The sequence below is a fragment of the Pseudomonas sp. CGJS7 genome (genome assembly GCF_036961695.1).
In genome coordinates, this window is record NZ_JBAMDI010000033.1 from 39,084 (window position 1) to 60,896 (window position 21,813).

The 21,813-nt window shown below is 67.2% G+C and carries 19 protein-coding genes; 8 read left to right on the forward strand and 11 right to left on the reverse strand.

Annotation, left to right across the window (positions count from 1 at the left end; translation table 11 throughout):
- Position 1: 1 nt before the first annotated feature.
- Positions 2-637 (reverse strand): gamma carbonic anhydrase family protein, encoded by a 636-nt coding sequence (locus V7787_RS20405; protein ID WP_336089373.1) that lies wholly within the window; start codon positions 635-637, stop codon positions 2-4.
- Positions 638-1,017: 380 nt separating this feature from the next.
- Between V7787_RS20405 and V7787_RS20410 the strand changes: the two genes are divergently transcribed.
- The 3 genes from V7787_RS20410 to xth all read left to right on the forward strand — a co-directional run bounded on the left by V7787_RS20410 (position 1,018) and on the right by xth (position 4,700).
- Positions 1,018-2,457, forward strand: coding sequence for a coniferyl aldehyde dehydrogenase (locus V7787_RS20410; RefSeq protein ID WP_336089374.1), 1,440 nt, complete (start codon positions 1,018-1,020; stop codon positions 2,455-2,457).
- A gap of 62 nt (positions 2,458-2,519) precedes the next feature.
- Positions 2,520-3,860, forward strand: coding sequence for a hypothetical protein (locus tag V7787_RS20415; RefSeq protein WP_336089375.1), 1,341 nt, complete (start codon positions 2,520-2,522; stop codon positions 3,858-3,860).
- Positions 3,861-3,929: 69 nt separating this feature from the next.
- Positions 3,930-4,700, forward strand: coding sequence for an exodeoxyribonuclease III (gene xth / locus V7787_RS20420; protein ID WP_336089376.1), 771 nt, complete (start codon positions 3,930-3,932; stop codon positions 4,698-4,700).
- A gap of 43 nt (positions 4,701-4,743) precedes the next feature.
- Here the strand turns inward: xth and V7787_RS20425 are convergent, their stop codons facing one another.
- The 10 genes from V7787_RS20425 to V7787_RS20470 all read right to left on the reverse strand — a co-directional run bounded on the left by V7787_RS20425 (position 4,744) and on the right by V7787_RS20470 (position 17,401).
- Positions 4,744-6,069, reverse strand: coding sequence for a metallophosphoesterase (locus V7787_RS20425; RefSeq protein ID WP_336089377.1), 1,326 nt, complete (start codon positions 6,067-6,069; stop codon positions 4,744-4,746).
- Positions 6,070-6,080: 11 nt separating this feature from the next.
- Complete coding sequence (locus V7787_RS20430) at positions 6,081-7,298, reverse strand: cupin domain-containing protein (protein ID WP_336089378.1); 1,218 nt, start codon at positions 7,296-7,298, stop codon at positions 6,081-6,083.
- Positions 7,299-7,316: 18 nt separating this feature from the next.
- Positions 7,317-8,543 (reverse strand): cupin domain-containing protein, encoded by a 1,227-nt coding sequence (locus tag V7787_RS20435; protein ID WP_336089379.1) that lies wholly within the window; start codon positions 8,541-8,543, stop codon positions 7,317-7,319.
- Positions 8,540-9,754: a cupin domain-containing protein gene (locus V7787_RS20440; RefSeq protein WP_336089380.1), complete on the reverse strand. Its 1,215-nt coding sequence runs from the start codon at positions 9,752-9,754 to the stop codon at positions 8,540-8,542. Before V7787_RS20440 ends, V7787_RS20435 begins: the two co-directional genes overlap by 4 nt.
- Positions 9,741-10,844, reverse strand: coding sequence for a serine/threonine protein kinase (locus V7787_RS20445; protein WP_336089381.1), 1,104 nt, complete (start codon positions 10,842-10,844; stop codon positions 9,741-9,743). The genes V7787_RS20440 and V7787_RS20445 overlap by 14 nt, the downstream gene beginning before the upstream one ends.
- 27 nt (positions 10,845-10,871) lie before the next feature.
- Positions 10,872-13,319, reverse strand: a complete 2,448-nt coding sequence (locus V7787_RS20450) for an ATP-binding cassette domain-containing protein (RefSeq protein ID WP_336089382.1) — start codon at positions 13,317-13,319, stop codon at positions 10,872-10,874.
- The gene (locus V7787_RS20455; protein WP_336089383.1) at positions 13,316-14,560 is read right to left on the reverse strand and encodes an HlyD family efflux transporter periplasmic adaptor subunit; all 1,245 of its coding nucleotides are present in this window, start codon (positions 14,558-14,560) and stop codon (positions 13,316-13,318) included. Before V7787_RS20455 ends, V7787_RS20450 begins: the two co-directional genes overlap by 4 nt.
- Before the next feature lie 108 nt (positions 14,561-14,668).
- The gene (locus V7787_RS20460; protein ID WP_336089384.1) at positions 14,669-14,815 is read right to left on the reverse strand and encodes a hypothetical protein; all 147 of its coding nucleotides are present in this window, start codon (positions 14,813-14,815) and stop codon (positions 14,669-14,671) included.
- A gap of 601 nt (positions 14,816-15,416) precedes the next feature.
- A complete protein-coding gene (locus V7787_RS20465) occupies positions 15,417-15,698 on the reverse strand; it encodes a GlsB/YeaQ/YmgE family stress response membrane protein (protein ID WP_336089385.1) in 282 nt (93 codons plus the stop codon).
- Positions 15,699-16,018: 320 nt separating this feature from the next.
- A complete protein-coding gene (locus V7787_RS20470) occupies positions 16,019-17,401 on the reverse strand; it encodes an AMP-binding protein (protein WP_336089386.1) in 1,383 nt (460 codons plus the stop codon).
- A 210-nt stretch (positions 17,402-17,611) separates the two neighbouring features.
- Between V7787_RS20470 and V7787_RS20475 the strand changes: the two genes are divergently transcribed.
- From V7787_RS20475 to V7787_RS20495, 5 genes are all read left to right on the forward strand, one after another.
- A complete protein-coding gene (locus V7787_RS20475; protein ID WP_336089387.1) occupies positions 17,612-18,211 on the forward strand; it encodes a 4'-phosphopantetheinyl transferase family protein in 600 nt (199 codons plus the stop codon).
- Between the two features lie 55 nt (positions 18,212-18,266).
- Positions 18,267-18,923 (forward strand): 16S rRNA (guanine(527)-N(7))-methyltransferase RsmG, encoded by a 657-nt coding sequence (rsmG, locus tag V7787_RS20480; protein ID WP_336089389.1) that lies wholly within the window; start codon positions 18,267-18,269, stop codon positions 18,921-18,923.
- Between the two features lie 166 nt (positions 18,924-19,089).
- Positions 19,090-19,920, forward strand: a complete 831-nt coding sequence (locus V7787_RS20485) for a ParA family protein (protein WP_336089390.1) — start codon at positions 19,090-19,092, stop codon at positions 19,918-19,920.
- Positions 19,917-20,834 (forward strand): ParB/RepB/Spo0J family partition protein, encoded by a 918-nt coding sequence (locus V7787_RS20490; protein ID WP_336089391.1) that lies wholly within the window; start codon positions 19,917-19,919, stop codon positions 20,832-20,834. The genes V7787_RS20485 and V7787_RS20490 overlap by 4 nt, the downstream gene beginning before the upstream one ends.
- A gap of 525 nt (positions 20,835-21,359) precedes the next feature.
- The gene (locus tag V7787_RS20495; protein WP_336089392.1) at positions 21,360-21,791 is read left to right on the forward strand and encodes a hypothetical protein; all 432 of its coding nucleotides are present in this window, start codon (positions 21,360-21,362) and stop codon (positions 21,789-21,791) included.
- Positions 21,792-21,813: the final 22 nt, after the last annotated feature.

A 21,813-nucleotide genomic window follows, 5' to 3' on the forward strand; every position in this document is an offset into this window, starting at 1 on the left:
ACTAGCCCACCGACATGCCCAGGTAGCGATCCTTGAGCCGGACATAATGCTGCGCGCTGTATTGCAGTTGCTCGATTTCGCGCTCACTGAGCTTGCGCGCCAGCCGCGCCGGATTGCCCAGCCACAGCTCGCCCTCGCCGACCACCTTGCCCGGCGCGATCACCGCGCCGGCGCCGACGAAGCCGAAACGCATCACCCGCGCGCCGTCGAGGATCTTGGCGCCCATGCCGATCAGGGCGAATTCGTCGATGGTGCAGGCGTGCACGATCGCGCCGTGGCCGATGGTCACATCGTTGGCGATGACCGTCGGCAGGCCGCCGGGACGGGTGAACGGGCCTTCGTGGGTGACGTGGACGATGGTGCCGTCCTGGACGTTGGTGCGCGCGCCGATCGAGATCGAATTGACGTCGCCGCGGACCACGCAGCCGGGCCAGATCGACACGTCGTCGGCCAGGGTCACCGCACCGATGACGGTGGCGGCGGGGTCGACGTAGACGCGTTCGCCGAGGGTGGGGTAGGTATCGAGGTAGGGGCGCAGGTTCATTTCGACATTGTAGGCGCTGACGGCGGTGCGGCCGGGGGGCGGTGCGCGAATCGCCCGATCCGGGCAGCGGGCGCCGTCTTTCCAGAACGTCATTCCCGCGAACGCGGGAATCCAGGGCCTTTCGTGCGAGAACCTTTGAAGTCGCTGGATTCCCGCGTTCGCGGGAATGACGACCAGGGAAGATGGCGCTGAAGTCTCTGGATTCCCGCCTTCGCGGGAATGACGTTCTGGAGAAATCGCGCTGAAGGCTCTTGGCTCTGGATTCCCGCCTTCGCGGGACTGACGAAATGCGAAAGGACCCGCCGAATGTCAGAGAGACGCCAACTCGACCGCCCCGCCCCCCACGCCTGACCTCAGCCGCCCCACCGTCACCCCACTTTCGCGCCGCGCAGGCGACTACACTGCGGCGTATGGACACCCTCGCCGACCCGCCGGCCTCGACCAGGCCCGCCTCAGACAGGCTCGCACCGCACATGCCCACCACCGACGCACTGGCCACGGACACGCCGCTCGCCGAACTCGCCGCCACCCGCGAGCGCCTGCGCGCCGCGTGGCAGGCGCGCAAGCCCGACTATGCCCAGCGCCGCGCCGACCTGATCCGCCTGCGCGAGGTGTTCCGCGACCGCCGCGCCGACATGGACGCGGCCATCCGCGCCGACTTCGGCCATCGCTCCAGCCACGAGAACCTGCTGTCCGAGGCGATGATCACCCTGGCCGAGCTCGACCACGCCTTGAGCCATCTGCGCCGCTGGATGCGCCCGCGCCGCGCCGCGGTGGGCTGGCGGTTCTGGCCGGCGCGCGCGGAAATCCGGCCCGAGCCGGTCGGCGTGGTCGGCATCCTGTCGCCGTGGAATTACCCGGTGAATCTGGCGCTGGTGCCGCTGATCTCGGCGATCGCCGCCGGCAACCACGTCTACCTCAAGCCGTCCGAACACACCCCGCACACCGCGCAGTTCCTGCGCGAATTGCTGGCGCAAGTGTTCCCGGCCGACCGCGTGGCGGTGGCGATCGGCGGGCCGGAGGTGGGCGCGGCGTTCTCGGCGCTGCCGCTGGACCACCTGCTGTTCACCGGCTCCACCGCGGTCGGCCGCAAGGTCATGGCCGCGGCCGCGCCCAACCTCACCCCGGTCACCCTGGAACTCGGCGGCAAGGCGCCGGCGCTGATCTGCGCCGACTATCCGATCGAACAAGCCGCCGCGCGCATCGCCAGCGGCAAGTGGTTCAACGCCGGGCAGACCTGCATCGGCGTGGACTACGTGCTGGTCGACGCCGCGCGCCGCGATCAATTAGTCGCCGCGCTGCTCAAGCAACTCAAGCAACGCTACGGCGACCTGGTCGCGCCGCAGGACTACACCCGCATCATCAACGCCAGCCAGTACGCGCGCTTGGCGTCCTACCTCGACGACGCGCGCAGCCGCGGCCTGCAAGTGATCGAGCCCTTCGCCGACACCGGCTCGCGCGAACAGCGCCAGAGCGAACGCATCTTCCCGCCGGCGCTGGTGATCGAACCCGACGCCGACGCACAGGTGATGCAGCACGAAATCTTCGGGCCGATCCTGCCGATCGTGTCGTACAAGACCCTGGACGAAGCCATCGCCCGGATCAACGCGCTCGACCGCCCGCTGGCGCTGTATCCGTTCGGCCACGACTCGGCTTCGGTGGAAAAAATCCTCGCCCAGACCCTGTCCGGCGGCGTCACCGTCAACGACACCCTGCTGCATTTCGGCGCCCACGACCTGCCCTTCGGCGGCATCGGCCCCAGCGGCATCGGCGCGATCCACGGCCGCAGCGGCTTCGACGCCTTCAGCAAATTGCTGCCGGTGTTCTATCAGCGCTCCAAGGCCGGCAGCGATCTGCTCAAGCCGCCGTACCGTGGCATGATCGACACGATGATCCGCTGGTTGGCGAAATAGCGGACACCGACAGCGGCGCGGCTTGCGCGCCGCGTCCACCGCCACGCAAGGACAGTCACGCCATGGCCGGCTCTTCCGATTCCGCATCCAGCGGCGCGCCCGTCGCGCCGCGCGCGCGTCCCAACCGCCCCTGGCTGGGGTTCGGCCTGTGGTTCGCGTCCGGGCCGGTGCTGGCGATGATCTGGCTGGCGATCAGCTACCGGCACATGCCGCAGGGCGGGCTGTTCGGCCCGCACATGGTCGAATTCCTGATCAACGGCATGAACATGTTGTTGCTCGGCGCGGCCATGGCCGCCTTGGCGGTAGTGGGCGCGATCGTCCACGGCGCGCTCACCCGCAGCTTGCCGCATTGCCTGATCGGGCTGTTGCTCGGGATGCCGGCCGGGCTGGTGTTGCTGAACTTCGTCCACGACTCGATCCAGAGCGCCCACGCGGCGCGCAAGACCGCGCGAATCGAAGCCGCGCAGGGCCGCTTTGCCGGGCTGATCGACATCGTCGAGGACGGCGACCACGGCCGGATCGATCGCGCGCTGCGCGGCTTGCCCGCGGATTTTCCGATGCCCAACGCGTTGTGCGCGCTCGGCGGCGGCGAAGAACCCGGCACCGGCGATTGGCTGACCCGCGCGCCCGGCGGCGAGCTGCGCTCGGTCGATACCAACGATCTGTTCAAAGCCGCCCGCAGCGTGGTTCAAGGCGATTGGCCGCGCGAACAAAAACAGGCGGCGCTGTACGCGGTGCTGCGGTCGATGGCCCATCGCGACCAGGACGTCTATCTGCGCGAATGGACCGAACTGTGGCGCGGCACCCAGGCCGATCCGACCTCCAAGCGCCTGGTGTTCGACACCCCGCGCTACCCGGTCCGCGACGGCGCCTGCCGCGACGGCGACGATCTGGCCCTGGCCAAACTGATCCTCGGCGGCTGGCACGACCTCGGCTTGGCGGCCTGGCTGGACGCCGGTTTCGGCTTCACCGACGAACAAACCGGGCCGGCGCTCGCGGCGATACGCACGCCGGCCGCGCTGCAGCGGCTGCGCGCGGCGGGGGTCGATCCTCAACGGGTGTTGGCCGCCGACCCGGCGGGCGGCGAAGTGTTCGGCCAGATCGCATTCGCCCTGCCCTCCGCGCTCGACCAAAGCGAGCAGCCCGCGCAGCAGGCCGAGCTGATCGAAACCTATGCCGCGCTCATCGCCGCCCCGCAGCGCGGCGGCGGGCAGAGCCAGAACGCATGCTCCATCTTCGAACGCGGCGAACGCTGGCGCGCGCAACGGCTCGCCGCCGGCCATTCCACCGATAACGGCGGCGAGCGGATCCGCGCCGATACGCCGCAGCGCAAAACCGCGGCCGCGCGCATCCACGCCGCCTTGTGCAAGCCGGCCGCATCCCGGGGCGAACCGGCGGCGTAACCGGCCGGCGCCGCCGCGCCCGACGCCCGGCCGCCGACAACGCCCGGCCCGCGGGCTACACTGGCGCGCATGAAAATCGTCAGCTGGAACGTCAACTCCCTCAACGTGCGCCTGCCGCACCTGGAACAGTGGCTGGCCGGGTTCGCACCGGACATCGTCGCGCTGCAGGAAACCAAGCTCGAAGACCCGCGCTTCCCGGACACCGCGCTGCTCGGCGCGGGTTACCGCAGCGTGTTCGCCGGGCAGAAGACCTACAACGGCGTGGCCATCCTCTCGCGCGAGAACGCACAGGACGTGCAGATCGGCATCCCAGGGTTCGAGGATGAGCAAAAGCGGGTGATCGCCGCGACCGTCGCCGGGATCCGCATCGTCAACCTGTACGTGGTCAACGGCCAGGACGTGGGCACCGACAAGTACGAGTACAAGCTGCGCTGGCTGGACGCGGTGCATGGCTGGATCGCGCAGGAAATCCAGCGCCATCCGGATCTGGTCGTGCTCGGCGATTTCAATATCGCCCCCGAAGCGCGCGACACCCACGATCCGGCGGTGTGGAACGAAAACCACATCCTCACCTCCACCGCCGAACGCGACGCGCTGCAACGCTTGCTCGCGCTCGGCCTGCACGATGCTTACCGCCTGCACCACCAGGACGAAGGCCAGTTCTCGTGGTGGGATTACCGCCAGGCCGGGTTCCGCCGCAATCTGGGCCTGCGCATCGACCTGACCCTGATCTCCGACTCGCTGCGCGCGCGTTGCGTGGCCGCCGGCATCGATCGCGAACCGCGCACCTGGGACCGTCCCAGCGATCACGCGCCGGCCTGGGTGGAACTGGCCGGCTGAGCCGCGCGCGTCCGGGCCGCGGGGCAACGCGGTCCGGACTCGATCAATAAGGATGCGGCAACGCCGACAACTTGCGCGCCTGTCCGATCATCGCCCACAACAAACGCCGGTCTTCGGCCCGCGAGGGCTCGAAATCGCGCAAACGCACCGGCGCGCGCGCATCGGGGTGACGCGGCACAGCGAGTTCGACCACCCGCGGCTCATCGTTCTCGAACACCAGCACCTGCGAACGCGCGCCCGGCTCGTTGACGTCGACCGCATACAACCGTCCCCCGAACAGGGCTTCGACCCGATCGACCGGGGTATGCGCGACCACCATCCGCCGCGCGCCGAAACGCTCGAGCGCGTAGTTCAAATCGGCTTCGCCGACGCGGCCGTAGTGGCCTTCCACCGCCATCAGATAGCCGCGGTATTGGGTCACCCCGCCCAGCCCCAGCACCGCGTCCCAATGTGGCGATGACAGATGCTGGCCCTGACGCGACGCCGGCCAGTACTCGCGCATGGCGCGATTGAGCTTGCGCGGATCGTTTTCGATCTCGGCCACGCCGCGCGAGACGCCGCCGTGCACGAACAAGGTCGAGCCCAGCTTCACCGCCACCGGCTGCGCGCGCAGCCAGTCGCCGAGCACGGTGCCATCGGCGAAGGCTTCGCCGTAACCGCCCAGGCGGTTCAAGGCGTACACGGTTTCGGGATTGGCGCGCGAGTTGTTGGTCCGCAGCAGGTATTGCTCGTGATTGCCCAGCAGCATGTGCACCGCGCCGCCGGCGCGCTGCGCTTGCGCGGCCAGATCGTGCAGCCGCCACAGCACCGCCGAGACGTCGCGGCCGCGGTCGACCGAATCGCCGAGAATCAGCAACTGGCCCGCGCCATAGGTCCAGCGGCCTTGCGCGTCGGCGATGCCCAGCGCCGGCAAGGCCGCATCGAGGAACTCGGCATTGCCTTCCAGGTCGCTGAGCACGGTCAGCGCCGCGGGCATCGGCGCGACCGCCTCGGCCGCCGGCACCTGGCTCAGATCGAAGCGGCGGCGGCGGCCGGCGCAATCGATGCTCAACGCATCGCCGCGGCCGCTCGCGTGCTGCACCCGGTCCTGGCAAAACCACGCCGCGGTCCAGCCGCCGTCGCTGCCGCGCCGCACCACCGGACCTTCCAGATAGCCGGGAATCGATACCGCATCGCCGGTGCCGGAGTAGATCGGAAACGCCATCATCCGGCCGCCGCCGGCCGGCACCAGCAGGCGCCGATGCACGCCGCCCGGGCTCAGCTCGACCTGGGCCGAAGCCAGCGCCCAGGCCAACAGCGCCGACACCAAGGCCAGCACGACCGCGGTCAGACCCAGCAGCCGCCGGGTCCAGCGCTTGACCGCCGTCATCGCCGCCGCGCTCACGCGGCTTGCGCGCGTTCGACCAGCCGGCAATCCAGCATCGAACGCGAGAACAGCAGCTTGCTTTCGTGCTCCAGCCCCGGCAACGACCCGGGCGTGAAGCGCTTGTGCTCGACCACGTAATCGATCGCGGTCTCGATGCCGCCGGGGAAATTCAACACCGTCCCGTCGACTGCCAGACTGATTCCGTCCGCGTTCTTGAACACCTTGTACAACGCGTCTTCGCGCAGCCGCAGCTCGGTGGCGTGATCGATCGCGCTCTGGCCGGTGATCTCCAGCAGCGCGCCCAGGCGTGGCGGCTGGCGGCTGCGGATGAACGACTTGTGCACTTCGTCGATCGCGCCTTGCAGGTCCATCGATTCGATCACCCGCCGCAGCGCCTGGCGCGCGCGCTCGGCGCTGGCCGGATCGGCGTAGTCGCCGAGCCGGGCGACCTTGCGCATGTCCTCATCCTCCAGCGAGGCGCGGCGGAACTCGCGCAGCACGATATCGGCCACGGTCAGGCTGCGCAGGCCGAAGGTGATGTGCAGGGAATGTTCGTCCTCGGCTTCGGCGCCGTGCACATAACCGCGCGGCAGGAACAGCACGCTGCCCGGGCGCATCGCGATCTCGTCGATCTTGTTGGCCTGGCCGACCCAATGCTTGAGCTCGGACATCTGCTCTTCGTGCGGCAGCGGCAGCGGATTGTCGTAGATGTGCCACTTCTTGGCGCCGGAGATCTGCAGCACCAGCACGTCGTGGGTATCCCAGTGCAGCTTGAACCCGGTCGATCCGGGCGGGCTGAGGTAGGCGTTGGCGCGCATCGGCACATGGGTCTGCGCCTCGCAGCGGCTCAGCAGCTCGGCCAGCGGCGGGTGATGGCGGTTCATGTGCGACAGCAGCAGCATCGAGCCGGTGCGGAACGCGGCCATCATCTGCGCCGCGTCGGCGATGCCGTCCTTGGAATAGTCTTCGAAGCGCTTGTCCACGCCGCCCTTGACGATGCGGATCTCCGAGGCGTGCAAGGCCTTGGTGCCCAGGTAACGGTCGACATCGGCCAAGGTCAGCAGCGAATCGAAATAGCCGGGCGCGTCGCGGCGGACGAAGAACGGCCGCTGCTCCCAGTACTGGCTGTAGAACTCCTCGGTGGTCTTGGGATGGACCATCGAATCGAATCCGTCGAAACGGAACTGTCCGTGCGGGCCTTGGGGCTCGATGATTTCCAGTGCGTTGCTCATTGTCGCCACTCCTTGGTTTCAGACCCGAACATCGGTGTCGTCGGCGCGCAGCACGCCCGACAGATACAGATCGCGCGCGGCCGCCAACGGCTCTTGGCCGGCCGCGCAAGGAAACTCGCCGGCCAAAAACGGCGTGCGCGACCGCAGTGCGGCGAGCAAGCGCTCGTCGCCGCCGGCGAAGCGGATCCGCTCGCCGTTGGCGATCACGCTGATGCCTTCGGCGTCCTCGACGGTTTCCAGCCACGCCTGCGGCGCGAAGCGCAGCCGGCTTTCCGGGCGCAGCGCGCGCGCGGCCTCGAACTCGCTCAAGCGGTTGTCCACGCGCTGGCGCTGGCCGAGGAAGGCCGCGCCCAGGTCGGCCAGCGCGGCGCCGACATCGATCCGCTCGACCGCCGCCAACAGCTCGCGCTTGATCCGCGGCGCCGCGTCGGTGTCGAAGCGCAACCCGGCCTTGAGCGCGGGCGTGCGCAACACTTGTTCGCGCAGCCCGGCCGCCAGCACTTCGCGCAGGGCGCGGTTGCGGATCGACACGCTCAGATGCAGGGTGTCGCCGGCATTGGCCTGGGCGCCGTGGACGAAGCCGCGCGGCAGATACAGCACGTCGCCGGGTTGCAGCTCGACCTGACGGATCAGCGCGGCGCGCGCGCCGTGATGGCTGGACAGGTGCTGCTGATCCTCGTGCGGCAGCGGCAGGGGGCTGTCGCATACGTCCCAGACCTTGCTGCCGTGCACCTGCACCACCACCACGTCGTGGGTATCGAAGTGGCGATTGAAGCCGCGCGAACTGCGCGGAGTCAGGAACGCATTGGCCCGCACCGGCTGCTTGAGCGCGGTTTCCCAGGCGTACATCACCGCGCCCAGCGCCGGCAGATGGCGGTCGATCTGGTCGAAGATCAACGAATAGCCTTCGCCGAACAGATCGAACACCGCCTGCTTGTCGGCCACGCCTTCCGGGAACAAACGGTCGCGCTCGGCCGGATGGTGATCCTTGGACGCGCGCAGATCGGTCGGCCGCAGCACCGCCTGCCCGAGCAGCGCGTCGATCAGCGGCAAGCTCAGCACGCGCTGGATCGACCGGCGCAGGCGGCCGCGGATCAGCAGCGGCTTGTTCTGCCAATACTCGGCCTGGAAGCGCTCGGCCGACACCGGCGCCAGCAGCCCGTGGAAGTCGGCCAGATCGATCCCGCCGTCGTCGGGGCCGGCTTCGAATTCGTCCAGTTGCAGCTCCATCGCGTCCTCCTTCATGCGGCACGCTCGATCACGCGCGCGGAAAACAGGGTGCGGGCGAAGATCAACCGGCTTTCCTGCTCCAGCCCGGGCAGATCGGCCGGCCGGAACGCCGGCGTGGTCTTGACGAAATCCAGCGCCGGACGCACGCCCGACGGCAAGGTGATCGAGCGGCGGTCGAACTTCACCGTCACGCTGCGATCGTGCTCGAACGCGCTGAAGATCGCGCCCGGGCTGACCCGCAAGCGCGTGTCCAGTTCGATATCGCCCTGCTGCACCACCTGCATCAGGCGCCCGTCGAACGGCCGGCCGCGCTTGCGCAGGAAGCTGACCTCGGCATCGCGCAGCGCGCCGAGCAGATCGACCGAGTCCACCCGTTCCAGCAGCGAGCGCCGCAGCGCGTCCACATCCGTCGACGCCACCTGGAACAGCGCGACCGGACGCATCGCCGGATCGGCGATCAGCGCGCGCCGCAACGCGGTGGCGTAGACATCGCGCAGGGTGACGCTGCGGATGCCGATGGTGACGTGGAAGGAGGTGTCGTGGTTGGTGCTGGCGCCGTGGATGTAACCGCGCGGCAGGTACAGCACGTCGCCGGGTTCCAGATTGATCTCGGCCAGCAGCCTGGAGCGTTGCGCCCACTCCGGGCGGAAACTCTGTTCCTCGTGCGGCAACGCCAGCGGCGAGTCGTGGACCCGCCACAGCTTGCTGCCGGAGACTTGCAGGATCAGCACGTCGTGGGTGTCGTAGTGCAGATTGAACCCGCGCGAGGACGGCGGGGTGATGTACGCGTTGGCCCGGCACGGCACCATCAGCGACTGCTCGCAAGCGCTCATCAACCGCAGCAGGCCGGCGTGCTTGCGGCTGAGGTGCTCGAACACCAGGGTCGCGCCGGAGCGGTACTGGCTCCAGATCTTCGCCCGGTTGACGGTGCCGCTGTTGCAGTAGGCGGAGTTGGGGACGATGCCGCCGTCCTTGGCCACCCGCACTTCGCTTTCGTAGAACACCACCGACGACAGCAGATCGCCGATCTGTTCCAGCGAGATCACCGGATCGAAATAGCCGACCCGGTTGCGCTTGATGAAGAACGGTTTCTTCTCGGCGAATTCTTCGGCGAAGCGCTGCTCGCCCAGCGGGCTCAACAGGTCGGCCAACCCGGTGAAGCCGCCGCCGCCCTCGCCGTCCGGGGCCTGCAGGAACTCCATCGCTTCGGTGTCATGCGAAGACATGCATCAGCTCCTTCAGGCATTGGGGACGGTTGCCGGGATCGGCGTCGAGCGCGCCGTGGATGGCCTCGCGCACCGCCGCGGGCACCGGCGTGCCGCAGCGCGCGCGTTGCAGCGGCCGGTATTCGCCGGCGGCGATGTTGCGCGACAGCTCGCTCAAGGTCGCGCCGCGGTAAGGCAGGTCTTCGGTCAGCACCGCATACATCACCACCGCCGACTGATAGACGTCGGAGCGGAAATCCGCGGCCTTCATGGTCTTGTCGTGCCACGAGCGCACCACCCGCTCCGGCGGCATGAAGTGGACCGCACCGCCGACTCGGGGCACGTAGCCCTGGCCCGGACGGAACGAGCAGTCGAAGTCGATCAGGGTGATGCGACCGGCGTCGTCGCGCAGGAAATTGGAGGTGTGGATGTCGCCGTGGACCACGCCGCGCGCATGCACCGCCGAAACGATCTCGGCGACCCGGCGGCATTGCCCCAGCGCCTTGTCCAGCGATTCGTACTTGCGGTCCAGCAGCGGGGTGCCGTCGACATGGCGCATGCTGAAGTAATCGCCGCCGCGTTCGTCGAAGTCGTGCGGATCGACCACGCCCTCGACCGCGTCCAATGCCCGCAGGATCTCGAACTCGTTGCGCAGGCGCTTGCGGATCGCCGTACCGTTGCTGCCCTTGCCGCGGGTATGCAGCAGCTTGAGCACCCGCAGCGCGCCGTCCGCGCCGCGCACCCGGTACACGCCGTCGTACTTGCGCTCCTTCAACCGCGCCTCGATCCGCAGCCCCAGCGATTGGATCCTGCGCTCGGCCGCGTCCTCGCCCTGCTGCGCTTCGGCGAATTCCAGCATCGGCGTCTTGACGATCTTCTCGCCCAAGCGCATCGCCTGGGCGCGCTCGTACCCGTCGGCGGCCATCCGGTCGGCGACCTGCTCCAGGCTCGCGGGCTGGCGAAAACATTCAAGGAAGTCGCGGATCGCGGCGTTGACGGTGTAGCGCGTGGTCGAGGCGCCGCGGCGCACGCTGACCACGATCCGGCCGTCATCGCCGTCTTGGTACTCCAGCGCCGGATGCAGGCGCAGCAATCGCTGGGATTCGTTCATCGCACCAGGCCTCTCCTTGATGGCCGATCAGGCGTACTCGACCGCGCAGCCGCCCGAAATTTCGATTTTCTTGGTGATCGACAGCTGGTCCAGTTCTTCGTGGGTCGTGTAAATGACGATCTTGCGGTCCGATATCTCGTTCAGGGTCTGCACGATCTTGCGTTTTGAATCCGCGTCGATGCCGCGGAAGATCTCGTCGAAGATGATCACGTCGGCCTTGGAGAACAGCACCCGCAGGATCAGCAGCTTGCGCTTCTGCCCGGTCGACAGGTTTCCGCCCTGGTCGTGGATCACCGTGTCCAGCGGGTACACCACCGGCGAGATGAAATCGTCGGCGCCGACCTTGCGCGCGAACTCGTAGATCCGCTTGCCGCCGCGCTCGTTGCTCAGGGTGATGTTGAAGCCGATGGTTTCGCTGAAGATCTTGTCCTCGGCGCGGATCAGCGCGACCCGCAGCAGACCCTGATCGCGCGAGATCGGCAGGCCGTTCTCGCCGAGGAACTCGATCGACCCGCCGACGTTCTTCTGCAGGATGCCGGAGATGATCTTCAGGAAAGTCGACTTGCCCGAGCCGTTGCTGCCGGTCAGCAGCACCCGGTCGCCGGCGCGCAGACTCAGCTCCGGCACCTTGATCCGGAAATTCGAGGCCGGGTACTGGTATTCGAGCCCGCGGATGTTCATCGCCTGGACCCGGTCGTGGTCCACGTCCGGCCGCTTGCGCTGTTCGATGTTGATCAGGTCGAAATAGCGCTCGACCACCACCGCCTGCTCCTGCAGGTTCAGCTTGGTGCGCAGGATCGTGCGCAGGGCGACGAAGCACATTTCCGACAGCGCGATCAGCGTGAAGATCTCGCCCAGCGACAGCTCGCCGTCGAGGATGTGCGACTTGGCGCTGATCAGGACCACGAACAGGCTGCCGATGATGGCGATGAAGCGCGGGATGTAGACCAGCAGCTGCGAGGCCAGCATGCCCTTGAACTGCACGTCCAGAAACTTCTCGACCTTGATCCGCTGATCGTCCAGGAACACGCTTTCGCCGTGGTTCTTGGCGATCACCGCATGGCCTTCGACGATGTTGATCAGCGAGTTCACCACCTGGCTCTTCTCGGAGAAGCGCCGGCTTTCCATCGACTTCACATAGGCCACGGTCTTGCCGAGGATGTAGGCGTAGGACGCCGACACCAGCACGATCACCAGGCTGACCTTGACGCTGATGTAGGACGCCATGCAGAAGGCGAGCACGAAGGTGACGAAGCTGAAGATGTAGTCGTTGATGAAGACCGAGACGATGGTCTTGATCCGCAGCAGGTCGTTCAGGCGCAGCGACAGCTCGCCGCGGCTGTAGCTGGAGATCGACTCGAAGCTCGAATAGATCAGCTTCTCGTGCAGGTTCTGGCACAACCACTGGTCCATGGTCTTGCCCAGACTCACTTCCACGTACGACTTCATCAGGTTCTGGCTGAGTTCGAACAGCCGGAACAGCAGCAGCATGGTCACGAAGGCGTACAGCGTGGACAGCTCGCGCGAGGGGATGACCTCATCGACCAGAATCTGGTTGGCGTAGACGATCAGCAACGAGATCAGCGATCCGGCCACGCCGAGCACGAACATCCGCTTGAGGTTGGCGCGTTGTTCGTCGGCGTCGAGCATGCGCAGCAGCAGGCGCTGGATCGGCTCGGCGCCGCTGGATTCCTCGCTCAGCACCGGCTTCTGGCCGGAGCGGAAGCTCAGCGCCAGCGGCGCCTTGGCGATGAATTGCTCGGTGTCGACGCGGAAGGTCTTGAAGCGCGATGGAATCACCGAGTCGTCGGCGCTGGCCAGCAGTTCGGACAGGTACTCGGCCTTCTGCCGGCGGTCCTCCAGCCCCAGCCGCTCCACCAGCGACTCGAAGTAGACGATCTTGTTGTAGTCCATGATCAAACCCGCGCGCGGCTTGCGCGGGTCGTAGGCGATGCCCAGTTCTTCGCAGCGGCGCAGGTTGTAGCTGCTGACGAAGGCCAGGGTGGCCTCTTCGTTGACCGTGGAGGTGATGCGGCTGAGCGTGTCGCGCAGGAAATCCAGCTTGCGGTCTTCGAAATAGCCCTTCTGCGGGTCGAGCACGTACACGCCGGTGGGCGAGAGCGAGTGCAGCAGCAGGTAGTGATTGCGGCGCTTGGACTCGACCATCACGATGCACGGCAGCACCGCCTCGAGCGCGTCCAACGACAGGCTGGAGGTCTCGATGATGCGGTACACGCACTCCACGCCGTGGCCTTCCAGGGTGCGCTTGATGTCCTCGAAGCTGCTGCCCTCTTCGTCGAACGACAGCGCCTCGCGCAACTCGTGGCGCGCCACCGACACGCCGCAGAAGTTCAACGCCGACTTGCTGACCGCCAGGCCGCAATCGTTGTTGGCCAGCTGGCGCTCGGCGCATTTGTTCAGCGTGCGCAAACGCGCGGCCGCTCCGAACCTGGCGAAGAACCCATTCCTTTTCATTCGAACCGGATCTTCTTGAGGATGAACTCGAACAGGCTGATCTTTTCCAGCATCACCCGCGCCTTGAAGCTGTAGCCGGGCTGGATCGTCAGGCTCTGGCCGGGATCGATCCGCGCCCGCGCCACGAAGATCGGGCTCTTGGACGGGTACATCTGCGGCATGACCTTGCTTTTGGAGACGAAGAAGATCGTTCCGCGCACCGCGCCGTGCTTGTAGTGGTTCCAGGCGTACAGCTCCAGATTGACCTTCTGCCCGGGTTTGACGTCCTTGTACTGCTCATCGGTCAGCACCAGCTCGGCCTCCAGCTTGGAGCCCTCGTGCTGGATCAGGTACAGCTCCTCGGCTTTCTCGACCAGATTGGCGTTCTGCAGGTTCGGCGAGACCCGGATCACCGTGCCGCGGGTGGGCGAACGGATCTCCAGCCGGGTCAGGGCGTCGTTGATCTGTTCGCGCTCCTTGACCAGGGTGCCGATCTCCGCACGCAACGCGGCGATGCCGCGCTCGGCGTCGGTGTGCGAGAGTTCCAGGTCGGAGCGCTCTTTCTGCAGCTCGGCGACCTCGATCTCGGTGCGCAGGCCTTCGCGCTCGCGCTTGTGGATATTGGCCTGCGCCTCGGCGGTGACCTGATGCATCTGGCGCAGGTCCGAGTGCGCGGTGGACAGGATCTTGGCCTTCTCGATCTGCGAGATCGCCGGGCTGTCCAGGGCGGGAATGGTCTTGGCCAGGATGCGCTCGGACAGGCGCTCGATTTCGCCCGCGGCTTTCTTGCCCTTGGCGTCCAGCTCGACCGCCAGGCGGATTTCCTCGTCCTCGATCCGGGCCAGGCGGATCTTGCCGTCGACGATGCGGCGATTGATGGCTAGCTTGTTCTGGATGGTCAGCAGCGACTGCTCATCGTATTTGAGCTGCAACTGCTTGCTTTCCAGCGATTGCTCCAGCTTGCTGAGACCGACCCGCTGCTTGGCGCCGTCCAACTGCACCAACAGTTCGCCGCGTTCGACCCGTTCGCCCAGTTGGCGATAGGCGCGGCTGATCAGGTACTGGTCTTCGGAAATGAGCTTGACCGGCGGCTCGTCGGTCATGATCGCGCCTTCCACATCGTCCACGTAATCGTGGATGGCGATCAGCCGCAGCGGCAGCGATATCGCCAAAACGAAGGCGAGAGTGATCGCGACTATCAGCGCCTCGGGCTTTTGCGAGCCGAGTATCCGGCTGAATTTCGAGGCGGCGAAGCTGCTCATTTACTAACGTAGTCGTCCATTGACCCGGCGCGCGAGGCGCATTCCTGTTTTTAAATGCGGGACCGGATCAACCGGTCCCGCATCCGCAATCAAACGCGAGGGGCCGGATCAGGCCACGCGCGGATTGGTGTGCGGGTTGAACGTGATGGTCCAGATTTCGAACGGTTCGCTGACATCAACGCCGGCAGCCTTAGCGGAGACCTCGGTGACGATGTCGAGGTTGCGCAGATCCAGTTCCTGGCTCTTCTTATCCATGTGTATCTCCTTATTTTTGGGTTGACGCTGATTGAACGCGGACCGCGATAACCAGCGGGATCGACGCTACCAACTGTTTCAGAATTGTGTCTACCCTACATATGAAATTGACTTCCATCACACATAAATCGCGCTATATGTCATAAATATGGTAAATAAATGACACTTTATTTACATAAGTAGGTTTCCGCTTAGGCACCTAGCCTGTCTTTTGAATCAAGCCGGGCCGATTGCGGCGAACGCGGTCGTTGGTGAGCGGCGATGTCGCGCGTCGCGATCGCTCAGCCGATTGCATCAACTTTTTTTTGCGCACCGATTCGGCGCTTGTCGAAGTTCGCGCGATTGGCGATGTCGTCGTGAGATGCGCGCTGCGCGATCCAAAGCGCGCGGTGCATTCGATCGAATCCTTTCGAAGCTTTCGGCAACGCAGTCGCCGCCACACATTCATCGCGCGTTGCGCGGAGTCGGTTCGCGCGTGCTTGCTCGCAAAGCAAGCGCGCACCACAACGCGCTGGATAACGAAAACGAAAACGCCCGGCCGAAGCCGGGCGTTTTCTCTCGCTCGCGAAAACCGGCGCTTAAGCGCGTTCGCGCGACGTCTTCAGCGCACGCGTCCGCGCCGGAACAAATTCACGATCGCCAGCAACACCACCGCGCCGACCAGCGACAGCAACAAGCCCGGCAGATTGAACGCGCCGCTGTTGATGGTGCCCGCGCCGATGCCGAGCAAACCGCCCAGCCAGCCGCCGAGGAACGAACCGACGATGCCGACGACGATGTTGAGGATGATGCCCTGCTGACCGTCGGTGCGCATGATCATGCTGGCGATCCAGCCGATTACGCCGCCGACCACCAGCCACACGATCAAACCGGTAATGCTCATATGCCTTCTCCTCGCGGTTCGCTAGTCGATGCGCGACGCCGCGCCTGAACGCCGACGATCGCTGCCCCCTGAATGGGGATGACCGCAGTGTGGGTCGCGCGACGTGATGGCGACGTCGAATGAGCATCGCCATCGCGTGAAGAAAACGCGGGGCGTTGCGATGTGTGAACGAGCAGGGATGAAGCGGGTTGCCTGGCGTGTCGGTCAGGCGTTCAAGCTTGCGTCGTCGCTGTCGATTCGCGGTCGCGGCTTGTGACCGAAGGAAATCCCTGTGGGACGCCGCTGCCACAGGCGGCGTGCCGCGGCATTCGGAGCGGGGGCTATTGGGTGTCGTGCAGCATCGCTTCCAGCGCGTGGCGCGGCAGCTTGCCGGTTTCGTTGCGCGGCAACGCGCTCACGCAGCGCAGCGGGCGCGGCAGAAACACCGGGTCGATGCTTTGCCGCAACGCGTGCAGGATCCGCGCCTCGTCCAGCCCCGGCGCCACCGCCAGCGCGGCGATGCGGCGCACGCCGAAGTGATCGGCGGCGTCGAGCTGAAACACCACGCCGTCGCGGACGCCGTCGATGGCGATCAGCTTGCGGGTCAGATCGCCGAGCGAAGCGCGCTTGCCGGCGATCTCCAGCAGATCCGCGCTGCGCCCGCGCAGGACGAAGCGGCCGTCGCTTTCGACTTCCATCAGATCGGCCAGCACCACCGGCTCGGGCAAGTGTGGCGCGTGGATCGCGCTGCCGTCGGGTTGCGGGCACACCCGCACGCCGGGCAACGGCGTCCACGCGGTTTCAAGCGCCGTGCGCCGGCGCGCGAACACGCAGGTTTCGGTGGAGCCGAACACTTCGCGCACTTCGCAGCCGTAGCGGCGTTCGGCGGCTTGCGCCAGTTCCACCGGCAACGGCGCGGTCGCCGATACGATGCCGGCCAACGCCGGCAATTCGACTTCCGATTCGATCAGCGCGCGCAGATGCACCGGCGTGGTCACCAGCAGCGGCGGCGCATCGGCATCGCTCAACGCGCGGGCGACGTCGCCGGGAAAGAACGGCCGGCGCGCGTGCACCGCCACCGAGCCCAGCAGCGGCAGCAGCACCGACATCTCCATGCCGTACATGTGCTGCGGCGGCACGGTCGCGACCAGCGGCGTGATCGCGTCGACGCGCAGCAGATCGTGCAACGCGGCCAGGTTCTGCGCGGTGCTGGTGGCGAAGGCGCGCCAGGTCTTGTGGTTGGGTTTGGGCTGGCCGGTGCTGCCGGAGGTGAAACCGATCGCCAGCAACGCGTCGGGATCGACCCGCAAGCGCTCGCCTTCGGCTTGCTCCAGCACGTCGGGCAGACGCAGATAGCGCGGCGGCAACGGCTCCAAAGCCAGATCGCCGATGCAGTAGCTGTCGGGATAACGCGCCAGCACATCGTCGATCGCCGCCGGCGCGCGCGAGGACGGCAACAAATTAGTCTGTCCGCGCAGGGCCACCGCGCACAACGCGACCAGGAAGCGGTAGCGGTTCTCGCACAGATTGACCGCGTAACCGGCCTGCGGCAGCGCGGCGGCGAGCGCACGCACTTCGCGTTCGAACCGCGCGCGATCGATGCCCGGCCCGGCGCCGAACGCCAGCAAACGATCGGACGCGCCGGCGACCAGATCCATCGGCTGGGTGGTGCGCGCAAGACCCTGGCTGACCGGAACCTGGCTCGGATCGAAAACCGCTGACATCGGTGTAGTTATCCCGCGGCCGCGGCCGCCATCATTGCCCTGCAACTTGCCCGGGTCCGCCTGATCGCACGCTGACGGCGGTCGCCGACCGCCGCGCTGGCTTCAGATAAAGACGCCGCGCCCCCGCGCTTTGCGTCCGTGTTCGAACCCGATCCCCTGGCGTTTAGCTTACGCTGAACGGCCCGCCGCCCGCCAAGCCCGTTCTCGTTCATGTCCCTGTCCGGTCGTTCATCTGGCCCCGCCGCAGCGCTCGACCCCGGCGCGCTGCGCTGGACCTGGCTGCCGCACCCGCACGGGCAAGCGGCGCAGCCGACGGCGCGCGATTGGCTGGCCACCCAGCTCGGCGATCCCGCGCTGAGCGTGTCGCGCGATGCGCGCCAACGCCCGCACCTGGACCCGCCGCACGCCGAGTTCGACTGCAACTGGAGCCACAGCGGCGAGCGCCTGCTGATCGCGCTGGCCCATCGAGCCCGGGTCGGGGTCGATCTGGAGCGCGTGCATCGGCGGCCGCGCGCGGTCGAAATCGCGCGGCGCTATTTCACCCCGGCCGAAACGCTGTGGCTGGCCGGGCACGAGGACCGCGACCGCGCCTTCCTGCGCCTGTGGTGCGCCAAGGAAGCGGTGCTCAAGGCGCACGGGCACGGCCTGTCGTTCGGACTGGACCGGCTGCGTTTCGAGCCCGACGCCGACGGGCTGCGCCTGGCCGAATGCGATCCGGAACTGGGCGAGCCGGCGCAGTGGCGGCTGCAGGAGATCGTGCCCGGGCCGGGCTATCTGGGCGCGCTGGCGTGGCGGGCGGAGCCCCAATAACGGCCGCAACGGCCGCGGCGGCGGCGCGGCGCCGGGTTCGGCGATAATCGCGCCGATGAATACCCCCGTCTCGCTCCCTCCCGAGCTGCGCGCCGAGCTCGAATCCGGCCTGTCCGCGCTCGCGCTCGACCCGGCGCTGTCGGCGCCGCTGCTGGACTATCTGGCGCTGCTGGCGCGCTGGAACCGCACCTACAACCTCACCGCCGTGCGCGATCCGCGCGAAATGGTCGGCAAGCACCTGCTCGATTCGCTGGCCATGCACCGCTACGTCGACGAGCTGGCCGCGCGCGGCGGCGCGCTGGCCGACCTGGGCACCGGCGCGGGCCTGCCCGGCATTCCGCTGGCGATCGTCAAACCCGGCCTGCGGGTGACCCTGGTCGAGAGCAACGGCAAGAAGGCCCGCTTCATGCGCGAGGCCTTGCGCCAGCTCGGCCTGAAGCAGGCGCGGGTGGCCGAATCGCGGATCGAGGCGTTCGCCGAACCCGGCGGCTACGACGCCATCACCGCCCGCGCCCTGGCCACCATCCCGCTGATCCTGGAACTGGGCGGCCACCTGCTCAAACCCGACGGGGTGCTGCTGGCGATGAAGGGCGTGCGCCCGGACGAAGAGATCGCCGCGCTGCCGCCGGGCTGGCGGGTGCGCTCGCTCGACCCGATGGCGGTGCCGGGGCTGGCGGCGGAGCGGCATATGGTGGTGGTGCAGCGGCAATAGGGCCTGGGCCGGCCGCTTCGACCGGCCGCGCGGCGCCCCTGCCGGCCCCGATCCGCAATCCCGAATCCCTAATCCCGACTCGGGCATAATCCCCAGTCCGGCCGGCGCCGGGCCTCGGCCGCCGCCGTTACTTCCAATCCTTCCGCAACAGCAGGGGACGAGCCGCATGGCCCGCATCATCGCCGTCGCCAATCAAAAAGGCGGGGTCGGCAAGACCACCACCGCGGTCAATCTGGCCGCAGCGCTCGCACGCACGCCCAAGCGCGTGCTGCTGGTCGACCTGGACCCGCAAGGCAACGCGACCATGGGCAGCGGCGTGGACAAGCGCCAGCTCGAGGACTCGGTCTGCGACGTGCTGCTGGGCGAGGCCGACGCCGCCGCGACCATCGTGCGCGCGCCGGAAGAGTTCGACCTGCTGCCCGGCAACATCGACCTGACCGCGGCCGAGATCAGCCTGATGAACCAGGACGATCGCGAGCAGCGGCTCAAGCAAGCGCTGACCCCGCTGGGCGGTAACTATGATTTCATCATCATCGACTGCCCGCCGGCGCTGTCGCTGCTGACCTTGAACGCGCTGACCGCGGCCGATTCGATCATCGTGCCGATGCAGTGCGAGTACTACGCCCTGGAAGGCCTGAGCGCCCTGGTCGACACCATCGAGGCGCTCAAGGCCAAGCTGAATCCTTCACTGGAAATCGAAGGCGTGTTGCGCACCATGTTCGACGTGCGCAACAACCTCGCCAATGCCGTTTCGGCCGAACTGACCACCCACTTCGGCGACCGCGTGTTCCGCACCATCGTGCCGCGCAACGTGCGCCTGGCCGAGGCGCCGAGCTACGGCCAGAGCATCGTCGGTTACGACAAGGCCAGCCGCGGCGGCATCGCCTACATGGGCCTGGCCGGCGAAGTGCTGCGCCGCCAGCGCGAACGCGACCAGGCCGCCAAGGCCGCGGCCAAGACCCCACAGCCCGCCGCCAGCGCGGAGACCCCGGCATGAGCAATCCCGCCAAGAAACGCGGCCTGGGCCGCGGCCTGGAAGCCCTGCTCGGCCCGAAGGCCGCCGCCGAGGCGCCGACCCTGGTCGAAGCCCAGCCCGGCGACCTGCTGCGCAACCTGCCGGTGGATTCGCTCAGCGCCGGCAAGTACCAGCCGCGCAAGCACTGGGACGAAGACAAGCTGGCCGAGCTGGCCGAGTCGATCAAGGCCCAGGGCGTGATCCAGCCCATCGTGGTGCGCGAGATCGGCGAGAAGGGCGGCAAGACCTACGAAATCATCGCCGGCGAACGCCGCTGGCGCGCCTCGCGCCTGGCCGGGCTGAGCGAAATCCCGGTGGTGATCCGCGAAGTCGACGACCGCACCGTGGTCGCGATGGCGCTGATCGAGAACATCCAGCGCGAAGACCTCAATCCGCTGGAAGAAGCGCAGGCGCTGACCCGCCTGATCGACGAATTCGACCTCACCCACGCCCAGGCCGCCGAGGCCGTGGGCCGCTCGCGCGCGGCGGTGTCCAACCTGCTGCGTCTGCTGGAGCTGCCGGGCGAGATCCGGGTGCTGGTGGAAACCCGCGCCCTGGAAATGGGCCACGCCCGCGCCCTGCTGACCCTGCAGCCGCAGGCGGCGATCGCGCTCGCCCGTCAGGCCGCCGAACTGGGCTGGTCGGTGCGCGACGTCGAGCACCGGGTGCAGCAACTGGCCGCCGGCAAGGTGCCGGTGGCCGGCAAGCCCAAGCCGGCCAAGGCCAAGCCGCAGGCCGACATCGCCACGCTCGAGCGCGAGCTGTCGGAATCGCTCAACACCAAGGTCAATGTTCTGCACGGCCGCGGCGGCAAGGGGCGGCTGGTGATCCATTACACCGATCTGGATTCGCTGGATGGGGTGTTGGAGAAATTGCGGGGCAAGGTTGAGGCTTGAGTCGCCTTAGCCTCTCTTCCGCTTTCGGGAGAGGTACTGCAACGATCGTTCTCGCGACCTGATCGCCCCTCATCCGCCCTTCGGGCACCTTCTCAGCCTTGCACTCCCTTCGGTCGCCGCAAGCGGGAGAAGGGCACAACACGCCGCTGCTTTGAGCCCCTCTCCCGCTTGCGGGAGAGGGGTTGGGGTGAGGGCCACGAGACGGCACTCATCTTCACGCCCTAGGGGAACGAAGCCTCAGGGCGTCCGCAGCGAATCGAGCCAAGCCAACGACCCGACCTCGGACCGCAATCCCCCCAACGCGGCTTGAGCACCGGCTCCATTGTTTGCCACTAGCCTGCAACCACCGCCGCCACGGCGTGCCGGAGCAAGGGCCGTCCTGTGACGATCCACGCCGGCGGGATCGGGGTAATCCACTAAACTGTTGCTTCCCCCGTCACCGATACGTCCTGCCAAGGCACCGCCTGGGCGGACGCGAAGCGTCGTCGCCGCATTACGAACCACACCACCGAGAAGGAGATGCACATGAAAGGGATGGCCGCCGCCGCATTGTTGCTGGCACCGGTTATGGCTTGGGCGCAGACCGGCACGTGCCCGGACCTCAAGAACCCCGAGTTGAAGTGGAATCAGCGCCAAGGCGCCAACTACACGATCTGCTACCTCGAACTGCCCTCCAGCCTGGGCTCGGGCAGCGGCTTCGGCGTCTACCTGGGCAGCCGCACCTTCAAGCCGGCCAAGAAGGCCCGCGCCGAGAAGGGCACGGTCGGCGCGCAGCAGGTGCAGTGGTTCACCAAGCAAACGGTCAACAACGTGCGTCCGTTCTCGCGCGAAACCCTGGTCAACCTGCCGGGCGACAAGCCCAAGAGCAAGATCAAGGTCTACGTGTGGATCGACGCGGCCAGCGCCGAGCAGCTCAACGAGGGCTTCGCCCTGGCCAAGCAAGTCGCGGTGCAATAAGCGCGGCACGATGCGCGGCGGC